The organism is uncultured Sphingomonas sp. (assembly GCF_964235535.1).
In the GTDB taxonomy this organism is placed as follows: Bacteria; Pseudomonadota; Alphaproteobacteria; order Sphingomonadales; family Sphingomonadaceae; genus Sphingomonas.
In genome coordinates this window covers 21,354-40,760 of sequence record NZ_CAXSBH010000009.1, presented here as the reverse complement: position 1 = coordinate 40,760, position 19,407 = coordinate 21,354, and the positions used below count along the sequence as shown (strand labels likewise).

Below are 19,407 nucleotides of genomic sequence, written 5' to 3'. Positions count from 1 at the left end.
ATATCGAGGCCGGTAGCGGGTGCAGATCAGACGTCAGCCGGTCGAAAATTTGAAGGGGTTTATGAGATGAGGATCGTCCGGACGCGACTGCTGTCGACGACGCTTCTGTTCGCTGTCGCCGTGATGGCTTCGCCGGCTTATGCCCAGAGCACCCAGTCGAGCGACGAAACGCCTGCACCGGTTCCTAACACCGTCGCGACCCAGGGACCGCAGGAAGCGGACGCGCCCGCTGAGGGCGAGGATGTCGTCGTGACCGGCTCGATCTTCCGCCGCACCGACATCGAGACGCCCTCGCCCCTCACCACCGTCACGGCTGAAGCCCTCGACCAGCGCGGGATCAATACCGTTCAGGAAGGGATCCAGCAGCTCACCTTTAATAACGGGCCCGCGCTGACGAACTCGTTCACGTCCAACGGCGCGTTCGCGGCCGGCGCGTCGTCGGTTTCGCTGCGCGGTCTGTCGACCAACTCGACTTTGGTGTTGTTCGACGGCTTGCGCGCGGCGTATTATCCCTTGGCGGACGACGGTAGCCGCAACTTCGTCGACCTGAACACCATACCCGACGATATCGTCGACCGGATCGAAGTTTTGCGCGACGGCGCATCTTCGACCTACGGCGCGGACGCGATCGCGGGCGTGGTCAACATCATCACCAAGCGCCAATTCGTCGGTATCGGCGCGCGCGTCGAGGCCGGCATCACGGAGCGCGGCGATGGGGCCAATCAGCGACTATCGTTGACGCTTGGAACCGGCGATCTCGACGAAGACCGGTTCAACGTCTACGCGAGCGGGTTCTACCTCCGGCAAGAGGCGCTATTCAATCACGACCGGCCATACCCGTTCAACACGGATGACCAGCGAGGGATCGGCACCGGCGGTCCGAACAACATCATCAACGGGCTGGATGCGAACGGCGCGTTTCAGGGCTTCTCCGACGCGAACACCGGGTCGGGCGCGTTGAGCACCTTTTACGTCCGCCCCGCGAATGCGGCCAACACTGCGGCGTTGGGTCGATACCAGCAGCTGAATCCGGCTCTCGGCTGCGTACGAGGATCCCAGTATACGCTAACCGGGGCGGACCTTGCCGCCAATCCGACCGCACCGGGTACGGTTTGCCAAGAGGACCTGACCAACCAGTTCGGCGTGATCTCGCCCAACATCGAGCGGTTCGGCGGCTCGGCACGTGCCACGGCCAAGGTCGGCGACAGTTCGGAGGCATACCTCCAAGTAAACTTTCAGCAAAGCAGGGTGAACTATACCGGGGGTACGCCGTTTATCCGAGCGAACGCGCCGGCCGGCATCCTCTTTCCCCGATTCTCCACGCAGACGAGCGGGCCGATCTTCGCGGCCGGCTCCGGCGTGCTCGCGCTTCCGGTGTTCGTATGCGCCGCGGCGACTAACTGCGACACGGCGACGGACCGCCGTCTCAATCCAAACAATCCGTTCGCCGCGCAGGGCCAAGTCGCGCGCCTGATCGGCCGATTGCCCAATGAACAGACCTTCAACGAGACGCGCAGCCGTGTTTATCGCGCGGCGGCGGGCGTCAACGGCACCGTGTTCGACGACTTGGACTATAGTTTCGATTTGACCGCGATGCACAATGACCTTCGCCGAACGCAGGACGGATTTGTCTTTATCTCCAATCTGCTGACTGCGATCGGCAATGGGTCATATAATTTTGCCAATCCGTCGGCGAATAGCCAAGCGACGCTCGACTTTCTGACCCCAGTAAACATCACCGGCTCAGAATCGGATTTATATCAAGCTCAGTTTTCAGCAGGTAAGAAACTGTTCGACCTGCCGGGCGGTCCGCTTCAGCTCGGCGTCGGCGTGGCGTTCCGCTACGAGTCCGTCGACTCGCCTAGCGCCAATCCCGACTCCAACGGGCCGACGAACCGCTATTTCACGATCAACGCGTTCGGATCTTCGGGAAGTCGCGAGGTCTATTCGGCTTTCGCCGAACTCGATGCACCGATCGTGGACCAGTTCACGGTCAATGCGTCGGGCCGATATGATAAATACTCGAGCGGCCAAGACGCGTTCTCGCCCAAGATCGGCGCCAAGTTCACGCCGATCCGGCAGGTCGCGATCCGAGGAACCTATTCGCGCGGGTTCCGCATTCCCAGCTTCGCCGAGGCTAACGCGCTACCGACCACCGGTTTCGTGACCGCGTCGTCGAGCATCTATCCGGACGCCTTCCTAGCTCAGTATAATTGCACGCAGGCGACCTTTTCGACGTGCCCGACCTACATCCGCACTGCGACGTACGGTTTGACCTCGCTTGGCACCGAGGATCTCGAGCCGGAAAAGTCACGCAGCTTTACCGGCGGTGTGATTCTCGAACCGATCCGCGGGGTCGCGATTACGATTGATTATTTCAACATCAAGAAGACCAACGCGATCACGACCGCGAACGCCTCGCCGGCGCTGGCGGCCTACTATGCGAATGCGGCGACTCCGGACGGTTACAACGTCATTGCGGACGTGACGGACTCCGCTTTTCCGAACGCGCGACCGCGCATCGGCTTTATCGAGTCGGGCTTCGTCAACGCCAACACGATCAAGTCGGAGGGCATCGACTTCTCCGCGACGGCAAGCTTTCCGTTCGGCGATGGATTTCGCTTCACCTCGTCCGCCGACGCCAGCCTGATTCTGGAACTCTCCACGACATTTCCCGATGGGACGAAAGAGCGCTACGAGGGCACTCTCGGCAACTTCAACCTTACCGCCGGATCAGGCACGCCCGAATGGCGTATCTCGTGGCAAAATACGCTCGACTTGGGCGACTTCATCCTAAGCGGGACGGCTAATTACTTCGACGGGTATAATCTCTCCGCCGAGGACCAGACCGGTCCGGGTACTCAAGGAGATGGTGGGCTAGCCCCGGAATATGTCGATCCGGACGTGCCTTCTTATACGACGGTGGACGTAACGGGCAGCTTCAAGGTCAACGATCAGTTCACCTTCTACGTCAACGTGCTCAACATCCTCGACGACTTGCCGCCAATCGACGTGGTGACCTATGGTGCCCACCTGTATAATCCCGTTCAGGGCGGCACAGGAATCTATGGTCGATCATTCCGCGCGGGCATACGCGTCGGTTTGTAGAACCGATCTGCTTAAGGAGGAGTGGTGTCCGGTCGGATGTCACTCCCTATCGTGTTTTGCGCCACCCCGAGCGCCAGCTTGCCCTCGCCCTCGTCGACGCGGATCGTCTGGCCGTCCTTGACCGCCCCGCGTAGGATCAGGTCGGCGAGCGGATCCTGGAGGTGGCGCTGGACCGCGCGCTTAAGCGGCCGCGCGCCATAGACGGGGTCGTAGCCGACGCGGCCTAGCCAGGCGCGCGCGGCGTCGGTGAGGTCGAGCGTTACCTTGCGGTCGGCCAGTAGCTTGCCGACGCGCGCGACCTGGATATCGACGATCGGGGCCATGTGCGCCTGGCCGAGCCGGTGGAACAGGATCACTTCGTCGAGGCGGTTGAGGAACTCGGGCCGGAAATGGGCGCGGATGATCTCCATCACTTGCGGCTCGACGGTGTCGACATCCTGATCGTCGGCGAGCGTCGTCAGATATTGCGAGCCGAGATTGCTCGTCAGGATGATGAGCGTGTTGGTGAAGTCGACCGTGCGGCCCTGGCCGTCAGTGAGGCGGCCGTCATCGAGCACCTGAAGGAGGATGTTGAACACGTCGCCGTGCGCTTTCTCCACCTCGTCGAACAGGATCACCTGATACGGGCGGCGGCGGACGGCCTCGGTCAGAACGCCGCCCTCCTCGTAGCCGACATAGCCCGGGGGCGCGCCGATCAGGCGGGAGACGGCGTGCTTCTCCATGAACTCCGACATGTCGATGCGGACCATCGCGGCGGGGTCGTCGAACAGGAACTCGGCCAGCGCCTTGGTCAGCTCGGTCTTGCCGACGCCGGTGGGGCCGAGGAACAGGAACGAGCCGAGCGGGCGGTTGGGGTCCTGCAATCCCGCGCGCGCTCGGCGGACGGCGGTGGATACGGCGTGGACGGCGTGCGCCTGGCCGATGACGCGGCGGCCGATCGCCTCTTCCATCTTCAGGAGCTTGTCGCGCTCGCCCTCCAGCATGCGTTCGACGGGGACGCCGGTCCAGCGGCTGACGACGCCCGCTATGTCGTCGGCCGTCACCTCCTCGCGCAGCATCGCGCCCTCGGTCGCGACGCCGGCCTCGGCGAGCTGGCGCTCGAGCGCCGGGATCGTGCCGTAGGAAAGCTCGCCCGCGCGCGCGAGGTCGCCGGTGCGCTGCGCCTGGTCGAGCGCGATGCGCGCGGCGTCGAGCTGCTCCTTGAGCTTAGCCTCCGCGCCGATCTTGTCCTTTTCGCCCTGCCAGCGCGCGGTGAGCGCGGCCGACTGCTCCTCCAGCCCGGCCAGATCGCGCTCCAACGCCCCTAGCCGGTCGCGCGAGGCGTCGTCGCTCTCGCGGCGGAGCGCCTCGCGCTCGATTCTTAGGCGAAGGATGCGGCGGTCGAGCGTCTCGATCTCCTCGGGCTTCGACTCCACCTCCATGCGGATGCGGCTGGCGGCCTCGTCCATCAGGTCGATCGCCTTGTCGGGGAGGAAGCGGTCGGTGATGTAACGGTTCGACAGGGTCGAGGCGGCGACGATCGCCGCGTCGGTGATGCGGACGCCGTGATGGAGCTCGTACTTCTCCTTCAGCCCGCGCAGGATCGAGACGGTGTCCTCGACGGTCGGCTCGCCGACGAAGACGGGCTGGAAGCGGCGTTGGAGCGCGGGATCCTTCTCGACATGCTTGCGGTATTCGTCGAGCGTGGTCGCGCCGACGCAGTGGAGCTCACCGCGGGCGAGCGCGGGCTTGAGCAGGTTGCCCGCGTCCATCGCGCCCTCCGACTTACCCGCGCCGATCAGCTGGTGCATCTCGTCGATGAACAGGACGATGTCGCCCTCGGCCGCCTTGACCTCGTCGAGCACGCCCTTGAGCCGTTCCTCGAACTCGCCGCGGTATTTGGCCCCGGCGATCAGCGCGCCCAGATCGAGCGACATGAGGCGGCGACCTTTCAACGTGTCAGGCACGTCACCGTTGGCGATGCGCAGCGCCAGCCCTTCGGCGATCGCGGTCTTGCCGACGCCGGGCTCGCCGATCAGCGCGGGGTTGTTCTTGGTCCGGCGCGCGAGGATCTGGATCGTCCGTCTGATCTCCTCGTCGCGGCCGATGACGGGATCGAGTTTGCCGTCGCGCGCGGCCTGCGTGAGGTCGCGGGCGAATTTCTTGAGCGCGTCGTAGCGGTCCTCAGCGCTCGCCGTGTCGGCGGTACGGCCCTGACGGAGCTGGTTGACCGCGGTGTTCAGCGCGTCCGGCTTGACCCCCGCCGCCGCGAGCGCGCGGCCGGCCGGGTTCGACGACATAGACACGGACAGCAACAGACGTTCGACGGTCACGAAACCGTCGCCCGCCTTGGCGGCGATCTGTTCGGCCTGGTCGAGCAGGCGCACCGCGTCGTTGTCGAGGCCGGGCGTCTGTTGCGCACCGCCGCCGCTGACGGCGGGCACTTTGGCGAGCAGCGCGTCGGTCTCGGCAACCGCGCGCTTGGCGTCGCCGCCGGCCGCGCCGATCAGTCCGGCGGCCATGCCCTGCTCGTCCTCGAGCAAGGCCTTCAGGATGTGCTCGGGCGAGATCCGCTGATGGTTCATGCGGATCGCGACGGTTTGCGCCGACTGCAGGAAGCCCTTGGCGCGGTCGGTGAATTTTTCGAGGTTCATGTGGGTCCTTGTGCTCGCTTCGTGAGATAAAGTCCGGCGAAAGCGGCACAAGGGCGGCGAACGGCGTATGAGCCCATGCCGGCGGTGTGCCGATCCGGGCGGTTCGCCGATCGCGCGGCTTGCATCGCGTCGCTAGCTCGCGCAGCAACGGCGGGGCGAGACGAAGGGGATTGGCATGATCGTGACCGGCGAGGCGGAGCTCCAGGCGGTCCGCGCAGTCCCCCACCGCGCGCCCGCCCTGTCGGTCGTCGTGCCCACCTTCAACGAGCGCGACAACATGCGCGCATTCGTGGCGGCGGTCGGGGAGGCGCTGGGCGACCTGCCATGGGAGATGATCGTCGTGGACGACGACAGCCCCGACCGTACGTGGGCGGAGGTGGCCGAGATCGCGAAGGGGGAGCCGCGCGTGCGCTGCCTGCGCCGGATCGGGCGGCGCGGCCTGTCGTCGGCGGTGATCGAGGGCGTACTGGTCGCCAACGCCGAGGTCGTGGCGGTGATCGACGGCGACTTCCAGCATGACGAGACGCTGCTGCGTCCGATGTACGACCGGCTGCGGAACACGGGGGCCGACCTGGTCGTCGGCACGCGCTATGCCGGCGGAGGCGGGGTCGGCGAGTGGGACGAACGCCGCGCGCGGATGAGCGACCTTGCGACCCGGATCAGCCGCATGCTCGTCGGCCACCAGACGAGCGATCCGATGAGCGGCTTCTTCACGGTCCGGCGCGCGGCCTTCGCGTCGGCGATCTATGACCTGTCGCAGCAGGGCTACAAGATCCTAATCGACCTGATCTCGTCGGCACCCGTGCCGCTGAAGATCGAGGAGATGCCGTACGTATTCCGGACGCGGCGCGCGGGCGAGAGCAAGATCAGCCTGATGGTGCTCGCCGAGTTCGCGTTCCTGCTGATCGACAAGCTATCGCGCGGGCTGATCCCGCCGCGCTTCGTCCTGTTCGCGATCGTGGGCGGGCTCGGGTTGGGCGTCCATCTGGCGCTGCTGTCGGTCGGCGGCGCATTGGGCCTGAGCTTCCTGCCCGCCCAGTCCTACGCCGTCGTTGGGTCGATGGTGTTCAACTACGTCGTGAACAACGAGTTCACCTACCGCGACAAGCGGCTGCGGGGCCGGAGCTTCCTGGTCGGGCTGCCGCTGTTCATGGTGGTATGCAGCATCGGCGCGGTCGCCAATGTGGGCGTGGCGGACCTTGCGATCCAGCAGACTGGAAACTGGTCGCTGTCGGGGATCGCGGGCGCGGTAATGGGCGCGGCGTTCAACTTCGGCGCGGCGAGCAGCTTCGTCTGGGGCAGGCGGCGCAAGCGGCCATCGGCGACGGTCACGGCAGCTTGACCCCCGCCGCGCAGCACCGGCCGGACCCGGGCGGCCTGCTGCCGCTGCTCGCGATCCTGGCGCTTGCGCTCGCGGTGCGCGTGATCGGCCTGTCCTACTCGCTATGGTACGACGAGATCGCGTCGATGGAGTTCGCGCGCACGCCGCTGCGGCGGCTCTGGTCCGGGTGGATGATCCGCGAAACCAATCCGCCGCTTTATTACAGCTTGCTCGGGGGTTGGACCGCCTTGTTCGGCGACGGCGACGCGGCGGCCCGGTCGCTGTCGGTGGTCATCGGGATGGCGGGCGTCGTGTTCGCCTATCTGGTCGGACGGGCGATGGCGGGGCGGCGCGCGGGCCTGATCGCGGCGGCGCTGCTCGCGCTGTCGGCGCAGCACGTCCTCTACAGCCAGCAGGTCCGCGGGTACGTGCTGGCCCACACCGCCGCGCTCGCCGCGATCCTGGGCGTACTCCTTTTCCTGCGGGAGACGGAAGACAGCGGCCCGGCGGTCGCGCGGCGGCGGGCGCTGATGCTCTACGCTGCGGCATGCGTCACGGCGCTTTACAGTCATACGACGTTGGTGCTGCTGCCGCTCCTGCTGAATGCGTATGTGGCCTGGCGCTTCCTTGCCGCACGCCGCGCCCGCCCGCTCGGGGCGGCGGCGGCCGAGTGGGTGGCGGCCAACGCGCTGGTCGTGCTCGCATGGGCGTGGTGGGGCACGCTTACCGTCGCGCAGGCGCGCAATGCCTCCAACATCGGCTGGATCGCGCCGCCGTCGTTCCCCTACGCCGTGCGGATGACGCTGGAGAGCTACGCGTCCTGGGGGTTCGGTCTGCTGCAGCTGCCCGCGGCCGCCGTCGCCGCGGCCGTCGCCGGGTGGGGCGCATGGGCGGCTCGGTCGCGCGGCGGGCTGATGCTCGCGCTGCTGGCGGCGGGGACGCCCGTGCTGCTGTTCGTGCTGAGCCGCGCGGTGCCCGTGTTCCTGCCGCGCACCGTCTATTTCGCGGCGGGCGCGTTCGCGGTGCTGGCGGGGGTGGGCGTCGCCGCGTTGCCCGGGCGCGCCGCGCGGGCGGGAGTGCTGGCGCTGCTGGTCGCGGCGCAGGTCGCGGGGCTGGCGGCCTGGTGGCCCCGCCGCGAGATCGAACCCTGGCGCGCACTGGTGCGCGACGTCGCCGCGACGGATCCGGCGGGCGTGGTCGTCACGCTCGGCAAGGGACCGGCTTTTGCGATCAGGCGCTATTGCCGACCGCCGGACTGCCGGTTGCGCGTGCGCACCATCCCGTTCGCGGCGACCGACCGCTGGGCTTCGGGCTTCCCCGCGATCGGCCCGCTGGCCGAGCGCGCGGTGCCCGAACTGCTGCGGCGCGAGGGGCGGATCGCGACGGTAGCCTGGGTCGATCTCGACGCGGGCCGTTCGGTCGGGCGCACGGGCGTCCGCGAGGAGCGCCCGCTGGTACGGTACCCGCCGAGCGCGAGTATCGGTTACGCCGTGCTGGCGCGGTGAAGCCGCAGGGACGCCACGCCGGCATCGAGGCGTGGTTGCCGGGGGCAAGCAGGAAGTCTAACTCGGACGGGATATCCAGGAAGGTCGCTCATCCATGCATCTGAAATACTTGGCGCTTGCCGGGGCCGCGCTCGTCCCGTCCGCTCAAGTTCAGGCGGCCACGCCCGCGGCGGTCGGTCCGGCCCCCGTGTCGCAGCTCGTCCGCTCGGTCGATATCCCCTATCAGCAGTTTAAGCTTCCCAACGGCTTACGCGTCATCGTCCATACCGACCGCAAGGCCCCGGTGGTCGCGGTGTCGGTGTGGTACGATGTAGGCTCCAAGCACGAGCCCCAAGGCAAGACGGGCTTCGCGCATCTGTTCGAGCATCTGATGTTCAACGGGTCGGAGAACGCGCCGGGCGAATTCTTCGAACCGCTGAAGGTGGTCGGCGCGACCGATTACAACGGCACGACGAGCTACGACCGGACCAACTATTTCGAGACGGTGCCGACCGCCGCGCTCGACCGGGCGCTGTTCCTCGAATCCGATCGGATGGGGTATCTGCTGGGCGCGATCACCCAAGCCAAGCTCGACGAGCAGCGCGGAGTCGTCCAGAACGAGAAGCGCCAGGGCGACAACCAGCCCTACGGGTTGCTGCGGTACAAGCTGCCTGGCGGACTGTTCCCGGCCGGGCATCCGTACAACCATACGACGATCGGTTCGATGGCCGATCTCGACGCGGCGTCGCTGGACGACGTGAAGAACTGGTTCCGCGACAATTACGCGCCCAATAACGCGGTGCTGGTGCTGGCGGGCGACGTCGATGTCGCGACCGCGCGGGCCAAGGTTACGCAGTATTTCGGCGCGATCCCGCGGGGACGCGCGAGCGTGAAGCGGCCCGCGCCGATCGCCGCGCTGCCGGCCGCGGTGAACGAGACGCAGCGCGACCGGGTGGCGGCGCCACTCGTCACGCGGAGCTGGTCGGTGCCCGGGCTGAACGAGGCGGACGCCGCCGCGCTCGACGTCGCGGGCGGGGTGCTGGGGGGCCTGAGCTCGTCGCGGCTCGACAATGCGCTCGTGCGGCAGGAGAAACTGGCGGTACAGGTTAGCGCGGGCAACCGCGCGTTCGCCGAGGTCGGCTCGTTCTCCGTCACCGCGGTGGCCGCGCCGGGGGTGGACCAGGCGCTGCTCGAGCGGCGGCTGGACGCGGTCGTGGCCGACTTCGTCCGCACCGGGCCGACCGCCGACGAGGTCAACCGATACGTCACGGGCGTCGTCGCCAACCGGGTCGCGGGGCTGGAGTCGGTCGGCGGGTTCGGGGGCAAGGCGGTGGCGCTGGCGGAGGGCGCGCTCTATTCGAACGATCCGGGCTACTACAAGAAACGGCTGCAGGCGCTCGGCCGCCAGACGCCCGATACGGTCAAGGCGGCGATGAACCGCTGGCTGACTCGCCCGGTCTATGCGTTTGCGATCGTGCTGGGTGCGCGCGATGCGTACCAGAATGCCGCAACTCCCGCCGCCGCCGTGGTCAAAGCGGCCGACACGCCGTTCCAGGGCACGCGCGGCGCATTGCCGGCTGTAGGCGATGTCGCGTCGCTGAGCTTCCCCGCCGTGCGACGCGCGAAACTCAAGAACGGGATCGAGGTGGTCTATGCGCAACGGACCGCCGTGCCTATCACCCAAGCCGTGCTGAGCTTCGATGCGGGCGTCGCGGCGGACGTGCCGGGCAAGCTCGGTACGCAAGGCTTGACGCTGGCGGTGATGGACGAGGGGACGACGACGCTCGACTCGATCCGCTTGGCCGAAGCCAAGGAGCGGCTGGGCGCGGACATCGGCACGGGCGCGTCGAACGACCGCACGACCCTGTCGCTCGAGGTGCCGAGCGCGAACCTGCAACCCGCGCTCGACCTGTTCGCCGACGTGGCGCGCAACCCCGCCTTCGCCGACGCGGAGGTGCAGCGCGTCAAGCAGCAGCAGCTCGCCGGGATCGCGCAGGAGCTCACCAGCCCGCAAGGCTTGGCGGGCCGCGTGCTCCCGCCGCTGATCGCAGGGCCTGACAGCCCCTACGCCAAGGCGCAGGGCAGCGGCGATCCGCGCGCGGTGGCGGCGCTGACGCGGGCCGACCTGGTGGCGTTCCGCGACGCCTGGCTCCGGCCCGACAAGGCCAAGCTGTTCGTGACGAGCGACCGGCCGCTGGAGGAAGTGCTGCCCGCGCTCGACCGGCGGTTCGGCGACTGGCGCGGGGTCGGCGTCGCAGGGGTCAAGAACTTCGGCGCGGCGCGGCCGGGGACTCCGAAGATCGTGCTGATCGACCGGCCGGACAGCCCGCAATCGCTGATCCTGGCGGCGCTGCCCACGCCGTTGAAGGGTACGGACGACCTGCTGGCGGTGCAGACGGCGAACGACGCGCTGGGCGGGAGTTTCCTGGGGCGCATCAACACCGACCTGCGCGAGACGCGGGGCTGGTCCTACGGTGCACGCGGGTCGTTCGCACAGGCCGAGTACGCCGCGCCCTATATCGTGTCGGCGCCCGTCCAGGCGGACAAGACGGGTCCGTCGATCGCCTCGCTGAAGGTCGACGTGGCCGAGTTCGTGACGACCAAGCCGTTGACGCAAGTCGAGTTCGAGCGGGCGATCACGGGCGCGGTACGCGCGCTGTCGGGCAATTTCGAGACGTCGGGCGCGGTGCTGGGTGCGATGCAGAGCAACGACTTGTTCCGGCGGCCCGACGATTACTACGCCCGGATCACGCAAAGCTACCGGGTGATGACGCGCGACCAGCTCGACGCGGCGATCAAGCGGGTGATCGACCCGAACAAGCTGATCTGGGTCGTGGTCGGGGACGCCAAGGTCGTCCGGCCGCAGCTTGACAGCCTGGGGCTGCCCGTCGAGGTGATCCCCGCGGCGGCGGTCGCCGGGGGCGCGGCCGCGCCCGCGCGTACCGCCTCCAACTGATGGAGAGTGACATGGCTGGAGTGGACGGCACCTACGACTGCGTGGTCAAATCACCGCTGGGCGACCAGAAGATGACGCTGACCGTCAAGAGCGACGGCGACTCGTTCACCGGCACCGTGTCGGGCGCGATGGGCGGAAGCGACGTGACCGGCGAGGTGCGCGGCGACCTGATAAGCTGGAAGCAGCAGATGACGGTGCCGATGCCCATGTCGCTCGATTGCCAGGGCACCGTGTCCGACGCAGGGATCACCGGCACCGTCGGCGCGGGCGCGTTCGGCAGCTTCCCCATGACGGGCACGCGTACCGCCTGATCCGCCGCGCCCGGACGGCTGCGACGCCCCGTCCTCCTTGTGGAGGGCGGGGCGTTTCGTTTAGCGGTGCGTCGGGGCCGGGGGAACGATCACATGCCGACGACGACCGAGCTGTTCCTGCTCGCGATGATCCTGATCTTTTCCGTGCCCTACCTCGTTTGGCGGCTGGGGCGCACGGATTATTGGGCGCCGCTGGTCGTGGTGCAGATCGTCGGCGGCATCCTGCTCGGGCCAGGCGTGCTCGGGCGCGTGTTTCCCGATTATTACGTGTTCGTATTCCGGCCGGAGGTCATCGCGCCGTTGAACGGCATCGCCTGGTGGGCGGTGATGATCTTCGTCTGGCTGGCCGGGATCGAGCTCGATCTGAGGCAAGCGTGGGCCAAGCGCGGGGAGACCGGGGTGACCGCCGGGCTGGCGCTGGGCGTGCCGCTCCTGTTCGGCAGCGCGGCCGCCTGGGTGCTCCTGCGGTCGCCGGGTTGGGCGGGACCCGCCGCGCGGGAGTGGCAGGCCGTGCTCGGGATCGGCATGGCGTGCGCGGTCACCGCGCTGCCGATCCTGGTACTTCTGATGGAGAAACTCGCCATTCTGCGCGAGCCGCTGGGCCAGCGGACGCTCCGTTACGCCAGCATGGACGACGTCGCGATCTGGGGCGTGCTGGCGTTGATCCTGCTCGACTGGGAGCGGGTCGGGCGGCAGGTCGCGTTCCTCGTCGCCTTTGCGATCGCCGCCTGGGCGGTGCGCCGGCTGATGGCGCGTATCGCGGAGGATGATCGCTGGTATGTGGGGCTGATCTGGCTGGCGGCGGCCGGCTTCGCCTCCGATTGGGCGGGACTGCACTATATGGTGGGCGCGTTCCTGGCGGGCGCGGTGCTCGACGCGGATTGGTTCAACCGGGAGCGGCTGGACTTCTTCCGGAATGCGATCCTGCTTGCGGTGATGCCGGTGTTCTTCCTCAGCACGGGCCTGCGGACCCGTTGGGACCTGGGCGGCGTCGCCGTGTTCGGCGCGGCGGCGTTGCTGCTCGCGGCGTCGGTGGGAGGCAAGCTGGCGGGCGTCCACCTGGCGGGACGCGTCCTGAAATGGCGGCCCGGGGAGGCGTCGCTGATCGGGTGGCTGCTTCAGACCAAGGCGCTGATCATGATCATCTTCGCCAATATCCTGCTCGACCGACAAGTCATCACCAACGTGACCTTCACCGCGCTGCTGCTGATGGCGGTGGCGAGCACGATGCTGACCGTGCCGGTGGTGACGCCCAAGCTGCGCCGAGCGGGTGCGGCGCTGATAAAGAAGAGTTAGCTCAACACCACCGCGTTCGCGCCCGCCGCCTTGGCGAGCATGCTGCTCATGGCCTTCAGCAATTTGCCCATCGCCACGGGCTTCAGGATCACGTCGTCCGCGCCTTGGGCCATGCAGCGTTCGCGCAGGTCGACCGCGGTGTCGGCGGTGACGACGATCACGGGCAGCTGCGCCTTGGCGTCGGTGCGCGCGCGCAGATGGCGGATAGCGGTCAGCCCGTCCATGCCGGGCATGCGCAGGTCCATCAGGATGATCGAATATTGCCCGTCGTCGATCATCTTCAGGCCGGTCTCGGCGTCGGCGGCCTCCGACATCTGCGCGCCGACCACGCTCAGCATGTCCTTGACCACCCGTCGGTTCATCGCGTCGTCTTCAACGAACAGGACCTGCATGCGGTTACGCCTTTTGTACTTCGAAGTCAGGAACTAGCGCCCGATCGGTAAACAGCCCGTTACCGATTCGGGCGGACGACCTCACGCCGCGCGCGCGCCGAGCAGGTCGGGGGCGACCAGGCTGTCGGGATCGTCGCCATAGAGCGATTTGAACGCGGCCATCAGGTCGGCCGCGCCGATCGGCTTCACGATCAGCTGCTCGCCCCCCACCGCCATCGCCTCGGCGATGGTCAGGCCCGCCGCCGCGGGCGCGAGCAGCAGGCTGCAATGCGCGTCCGCGGCGCGCGCGGCGCCCGTCAGGTCGCGCAAGGTGGAGATGAGATCGATACCCTCCCCGGCGATCGAGCCGACATCGATCACGATGTGCGTCGGCGCGTCCGATCCGGCGAGCGCGGCGAGCGCGGCGAGTGCGTCGGCGACGGTGTCGGCGACCGCGACATGCCCCGCCTCCGCGCCCAGCAGCACGCGCATCACGCCTTGGTTCAGGGGATTGCGGTCGAGGATCAGCATGCGCGCCTGCCCAAGCGTCCGGTCGTGCTCGGGTTCGGCGGTCGACGCCTTCTCGACCTCGGCGCGGATGAGCGGCAGCAGCGCCTCGAAGGTCGTACCCTGGCCGAGTATGCTCGATACGGCAATGTCGCCGCCCAGCGCGATCGCCAGCTTCTTGCAGATGGCAAGCCCTAGGCCGGTGCCGCCGAACTGGCGGGTGGTGCCGCCGTCGACCTGCTTGAACGCCTCGAAGACCGCCGCCTGCTGGTCGAGCGGGATGCCGATGCCCGTGTCGATCACGCGGATCGCCAGCATTTCCGTTCCATCTTCCGAGGTCTCGACGCCCGCAAACAGCGTCACGCGCCCGACGCTGGTGAATTTCAGCGCGTTGGACATCAGGTTGAACACGATCTGGCGCAGCCGCCCCCCGTCCGACACGATCCGCCTGGGAAGGGCGTTCATATCGAGCACCAGCTCCAGCCCCTTGGCCTGCGCGTGCCCGCCCCACAGCCGCGCGGCGTCGTCGAGGATCGCGGCCAGATCGGTCGGCTCCGACGCGACGGTCAGCTCGCCCGACTCCATCTTGGCGACGTCGAGGATGTCGTCGACGAGCGCCTTCATCGTCTCGCCCGCGCCGTGGACCACCTCGATCCGCTCGCGGACGGCCGCGTCGATGCCGCGGTCGGCGAGCAGCACCTGCGTCATCCCCAGGATGCCGTTGAGCGGCGTGCGGATCTCATGGCTGGTGGTCGCCAGGAACTCGGTCTTGGCGGTCAGCGCCTTCTCCAAAGCGCCGTTGACGTCGGTCAGCGAGGTGTTCGCGGCCGCCACCGCGTCGCGGCTGCGGCGGACGGCGAAGAAGCCGAACAACAGCACGCACAGGATCACCGCGCCGGCTGCCGCCAGGCTGCCGAACAGGATGTTGCCCGCGCGGCTCTTGTCGCGCTCCACCGCGATGTCGCGGGCGAGCTGTTCCTGCTTCAGTTTGGAGATCTGAAGATCCTGATTGGCGAAGTCGAACCGCGCGGCCATCAGCTGCGACGCGGTGGTCGCAGTCAGCGTCTGCGCTTCCTTGTCCAGCCGTTCGAAGGCTTTCAGATGCCGCAGCGCGAGCGCGATGTCGCCGCGCTTCTCATAGACCAGCGCCGCCGCGTGATGATGGTCGCGGAACAGGGCGTCCGAGCTTTCGAGATCGACGCCCGCGAAGGTCTGGTCCATGAGCGTCGCCGCCCGATCGAAATCCTGGCGCGCGATCGCCACCATGGCGGCTGAGCCATAGACCGAACGCCGCCATTCGGCCGCTTCGCCCCTGGCGGTCAGGCGCATCGCCTCGTCGACGGCGGCCTGCGCGCGCCCGAGCCGCCCCGCCTCGGCCTCCGATTCGGCCAAGTTGGCGTTGATGCGCGCCTGCAGCAACCGCGCGCCCAATTTGCGCGCATGGACCAGCGCTCCCCGATATTCCTCCGCGGCCATCGCGTGGCGGCGCTGCTTGCGATACACTTCCGCCCGGTTGTTACGGAGCGTCAGGCTCAGCATCGCGTCCTTGGGATAGGCAGCCTCCGCCTGACGCGAATAGTCCAACACCCGCTCGTAATCATTTGCATCGAAATAAATCAGTCCAATATCCTGCAACGTCAGCGCGCGGGCGCGTGCGTCGCCGACCCTCCGGAACACGTCATGCGCGCTCTGGTAGTCGCGCAGCGCGTCGAGCGGCCGCCCGGTCATCGCGGCGATCGATCCGCGCGACCGGAGCACGTCGCCATGGAGCTTGGTGTTGGGCGCCGTCCGCATAACGGTGGCGAGCGCCCGGTCGATGGGGGAAACGGCCTCGTCCGCATGATTCAGGAACAGCTGCGCCTCGCCCTCCAGCATTAGCGCGGTCGCGACCGCGACCTCCTTGCGAGCGCTGTCGGGAAGACGCCCGGCCGCCGCCCGCATGTCCATGGCCGAGAGCAGCGCGTCGCTCGGATCGCGCATCAACGCCTGGCGGATCTGCGCGACGCGCCCCTCTATCGCCCTGAAGCGCTGGTCGTCCGCGGCGGCGGCGGGGACGGCCGCGCCCGCCAGCAGGAGCGCGAGCGGCAATGCCTGGAACAGCGAGAGGATAGACATGGCCTCAGACTATAAAGCCGACCGGTTAAGGTCCTCTCAAGGCGGATGGGCCGCCGCCTCGCCGGCGACGGCCCTTCCGAGCAGGGGATCGTTCGATCAGAAGCCTAGGCGGAAGCTCCCGCCCAGCGTCACCGCCGACTGGTCGGCCGCGTCGCCGCGCAGGTTGGCGCGGCCGAACAGGCTCAGATCGGCCTGACCGCCCAGCACCGACCGGCCGTACATGGCTTCCGCGACGAAGCGGCGCTCACCGCTCTGGAGCGCGAAAGTCTCGATCTCCGTTCCCAGCGCGCCGGTCCTGCGGTTGATCACCTTGAACTGGTTCACCGCGATCGACCCGCTCTCGACATGGAGCGGTTGGGCGAGGGTGATCCGCGCCCGGTCCCGCTCGTCGAATAGCCCGACCTTGGCTACCGCGACCTGGAACGCGCTGCTGACGAGACCGCCCGCCGCGACGCCCATATTCTGACGGCTCAGGTCCGTCGCCCGGGTCCGGCCGACCGTGCCCGACATCGACACCGCCAGCCCGTGGCCGGGAGTCACGTCCGTGCCGAAGGTGGCGGCGTCCGTGGTCGTACCCTGCCGGAGGTCGAACCGGTCGAGCGACTGGACGCCGAGTAGGCCCGTATCCTCACCGAGCATCGTGTAGCTCGCCGTGGCGTTCAGCCAACCGGCGGCGCGGTAGCGGACCGACAACAGGCTGGCGTTCGCGCGGTACGGCTCCAGCCGGCCGAGCGCCATCCGGTCGGCCTGCGACAGCTGGTCCAGGTCACGCCGGGCGGTCTGGGTCGATGCGCCTGCCGATACGGTGAGCCGGTCGGTCAATGCCACGTCCGTCGCGACATATCCCGAGCCGGAAGCGAGCCCCAAAAACGGATTCGCGCCGCCGGTCTGGAGATCATAGTCGGACTGGAAGCCGAAGCCTGCCCGGCCGTCGATATCCGCACCGCCCGAACCGCTGCCAAAGCGCATCGCGATCCGTCCGTCAGGGCTGCTGAACGCCATCCCCGTGTCGAACGGCGTCGTGCCCTGTCGCAGACCCGGACGCCAGGCCCGCGGCGACATGGTGACGGTCGCGCTGATCTCGCCGAAGCCGGCCGTCGGCGCGGTGAGCCTAGCCGGGCCGAAGCTGGGCCCGGTGTCGCCCGCAAAGCGGGTGGGCGTCCCCAGCGCCGTTTGGAAGCGGCTCTGGAGATAGGCGTTCATCTGGTCGCGGTTCGACCCCACCGTCTGGCCGACCAGTTTGGACGACATCGGGATGTAGAAGTCGCGGTGCGAGCTGGTCGTCTTCTCGAACACGTAGAAATAGGCCCGGTTCGCCTCCCAGGTGGAACGCGTATAGGCGCTGGTCGCGCGGAGCGTCGCGAACGAGGTGCTGACGAGCCCGCCGCCGTTGGTACTCTGCTTGAACTCCACCTTGTTCCAGTCGAGCGGGGCCATTGCGGCCTCGACGTTCAGCATCCCGCGGCCGTAGATCGGATCGGTCCCGCGCTCGCCGAGGTCGGTGGCCGAACTCAGGATGATGTGCGCTACGTCGATAGGCTTTTCGGTCAGCCACGGCCAACGCTCGGCGATCAACGCCACCGTGCCCGACACTAGCGGCGCCGCGAACGACGTGCCCGACATGCGCGTGACGCCGCTCTTCACGCCGGCCGAGAAGTCGCCGGTGCCATCGTCCACCAGCATGAATTCGCCGGGGGCGACCAGAAACCGGTTCATCAGGAGCCCGCTCTCCTTCAGATAATCGGACTTGCCGTCGAAGCGCTGTTCCGTCGCGCTCCAGCGCAGCGTGTTCTTGCAGACGCCGTTGTCGGTGAGGCAGACGACGCCGGGCCGGTTCGAGAAGCCGGAGATCGCGTTGTCGGGGTTGACGGAGCCGACCACGAGGAAGGTGCTGTCCAGCGCGCCCGCCATGTTGACGTGTTCCGTCTGGGTGATCCCGTCATTACCCGCGGCGATCACGAACACGGCGTCCTGGATGTCCGACTTGACGTCGCTGTCGCCCAGCACGTTTCGCCAATTGTGGTGAAAGGTGTAGCCGGGCACGCCGAGCGACAGGTTGATGACGTGGACGTCCTTCTCCAGCTCGTCGCCCAGCCAATGCAGCCCCTTGGTGATGTCCTCCCAAGATGCCGTTTGAGTGCGGTCGAACGGCACGTAGCTGTAGAGATCGGCCTTGGGCGCGAGGCCCATCACGCCGCGTCCGTCATGCGCACCGACGATCAGGCTGGCGACCGCGTTGCCGTGTGCGCCCGCCACCTGCGAGACACCGCCGGCACCCGCGACGTTCGCCTTGGGATCGGCGGTGACCGCGAAGTCGAGCAGGCCGACCCTGACCTTTAACTGGTTCTTGTCGCCGTTCAGCCCGGAGCCGAGCTGCTGCGACATGGCGGGCGTCCAGTTGACCGCCTTCATCCAATGGTCGACCGAGTCCACGCCCGAAAAGAGCAGGACGTTGTCGCGCCAGTCGAGCAGGAACAACTCCATGTCGACCTCGTTCATGCCCGCTATCGAGCGTGCGTCGCCGAGGTTGACACCCCATTTCCCGAGCATCCGGTTAGAGAAGCCGTCCTCGAAGGACTTGCCGGTCTGCGTCTGGACGGCCGATCCCCAGACGCCCTTGGTGGTGGCGACCAGCCCGGTGATCTCGCGGTGGATCCCCTGATAATCACTCGGCGCGGAGTCGAAGGAGAGCAGCGTGCCGTCCATCGCGCGAATGCGGCTGGCCATCGCGCGGATTCGGCTGGCAAAGGACTCGACGGTGCCGTCCATCGCGCGGATGCGGCTCGCGCTCGCCATCAATGCGCCCTGAGAGCCGTATTGCGAACCCCAGAAGGTGTTCCCGGTCAAGTTGTAGGTGTAGGCGCCGATCACCGGATCGGTCGACATGGCGCGGATGCGGCTGGCGAAGCCGCTGAGCTCGCCGGCCATGGCGCGGATACGGCTGGCCGACGCGCCCACCTTGTCCTCCATCGCGCGGATGCGGCTGGCGGTGCCGACGACGTCGCCGGCGAAGGTGGTGGTCCGGCCGGAATTGAGGCCGATCGGTCCGCTGAGCGGGCGGATGATCCCCCGCCCGCCGGCGCTCATTGCCTCCAAGCGCGCGGGCGCCTGCGCCTCGTCGGCGTGGATGGCGGGCGGCGTTTCCGGTGCGTCGGCCGGCGGGCCGGCCACCTGCGCCGCGGCGGGCGCCGCTAGCGCGCACGACAGCACGAGCGCGCTGACCGTGAGTAGGTTCCTGTCGTCGAAAGGCATGGGGGTCCCCTGTCTCGCCCGCCAAGCGCGGCGGGATTGGGGGCAGGTAGGGC

General features: G+C 67.9%; 10 protein-coding genes. 6 read left to right on the top strand and 4 right to left on the bottom strand.

The window, feature by feature from the left end; all coding sequences use genetic code 11:
- The first annotated feature begins 66 nt into the window (after positions 1-66).
- Positions 67-3,108, top strand: coding sequence for a TonB-dependent receptor plug domain-containing protein (locus tag ACFE7F_RS04810; RefSeq protein ID WP_375402706.1), 3,042 nt, complete (start codon positions 67-69; stop codon positions 3,106-3,108).
- A gap of 11 nt (positions 3,109-3,119) precedes the next feature.
- Here the strand turns inward: ACFE7F_RS04810 and clpB are convergent, their stop codons facing one another.
- Positions 3,120-5,741, bottom strand: coding sequence for an ATP-dependent chaperone ClpB (gene clpB, locus ACFE7F_RS04805; protein ID WP_375402705.1), 2,622 nt, complete (start codon positions 5,739-5,741; stop codon positions 3,120-3,122).
- Between the two features lie 175 nt (positions 5,742-5,916).
- On the opposite strand from clpB, the gene ACFE7F_RS04800 reads away from it, so the two are divergent.
- The 5 genes from ACFE7F_RS04800 (at position 5,917) to ACFE7F_RS04780 (ending at position 13,109) form a co-directional block, all read left to right on the top strand.
- Complete coding sequence (locus tag ACFE7F_RS04800; protein WP_375402704.1) at positions 5,917-7,083, top strand: glycosyltransferase; 1,167 nt, start codon at positions 5,917-5,919, stop codon at positions 7,081-7,083.
- Positions 7,080-8,567: a glycosyltransferase family 39 protein gene (locus tag ACFE7F_RS04795; protein ID WP_375402703.1), complete on the top strand. Its 1,488-nt coding sequence runs from the start codon at positions 7,080-7,082 to the stop codon at positions 8,565-8,567. Before ACFE7F_RS04800 ends, ACFE7F_RS04795 begins: the two co-directional genes overlap by 4 nt.
- Before the next feature lie 94 nt (positions 8,568-8,661).
- Positions 8,662-11,502: a M16 family metallopeptidase gene (locus tag ACFE7F_RS04790; protein ID WP_375402702.1), complete on the top strand. Its 2,841-nt coding sequence runs from the start codon at positions 8,662-8,664 to the stop codon at positions 11,500-11,502.
- Between the two features lie 11 nt (positions 11,503-11,513).
- Positions 11,514-11,813 (top strand): hypothetical protein, encoded by a 300-nt coding sequence (locus tag ACFE7F_RS04785; protein ID WP_375402701.1) that lies wholly within the window; start codon positions 11,514-11,516, stop codon positions 11,811-11,813.
- Positions 11,814-11,906: 93 nt separating this feature from the next.
- Complete coding sequence (locus ACFE7F_RS04780) at positions 11,907-13,109, top strand: cation:proton antiporter (RefSeq protein WP_375402700.1); 1,203 nt, start codon at positions 11,907-11,909, stop codon at positions 13,107-13,109.
- On the opposite strand, the gene ACFE7F_RS04775 is transcribed toward ACFE7F_RS04780, so the two are convergent.
- The 3 genes from ACFE7F_RS04775 to ACFE7F_RS04765 form a co-directional block, all read right to left on the bottom strand.
- Positions 13,106-13,501 (bottom strand): response regulator, encoded by a 396-nt coding sequence (locus tag ACFE7F_RS04775; protein WP_375402699.1) that lies wholly within the window; start codon positions 13,499-13,501, stop codon positions 13,106-13,108. The two genes, ACFE7F_RS04780 and ACFE7F_RS04775, sit on opposite strands and share 4 nt — an antisense overlap.
- An 81-nt stretch (positions 13,502-13,582) precedes the next feature.
- A complete protein-coding gene (locus ACFE7F_RS04770; RefSeq protein WP_375402698.1) occupies positions 13,583-16,102 on the bottom strand; it encodes an ATP-binding protein in 2,520 nt (839 codons plus the stop codon).
- A gap of 96 nt (positions 16,103-16,198) precedes the next feature.
- Positions 16,199-19,354 (bottom strand): S8 family peptidase, encoded by a 3,156-nt coding sequence (locus tag ACFE7F_RS04765; RefSeq protein ID WP_375402697.1) that lies wholly within the window; start codon positions 19,352-19,354, stop codon positions 16,199-16,201.
- Between the last annotated feature and the right edge of the window lie 53 nt (positions 19,355-19,407).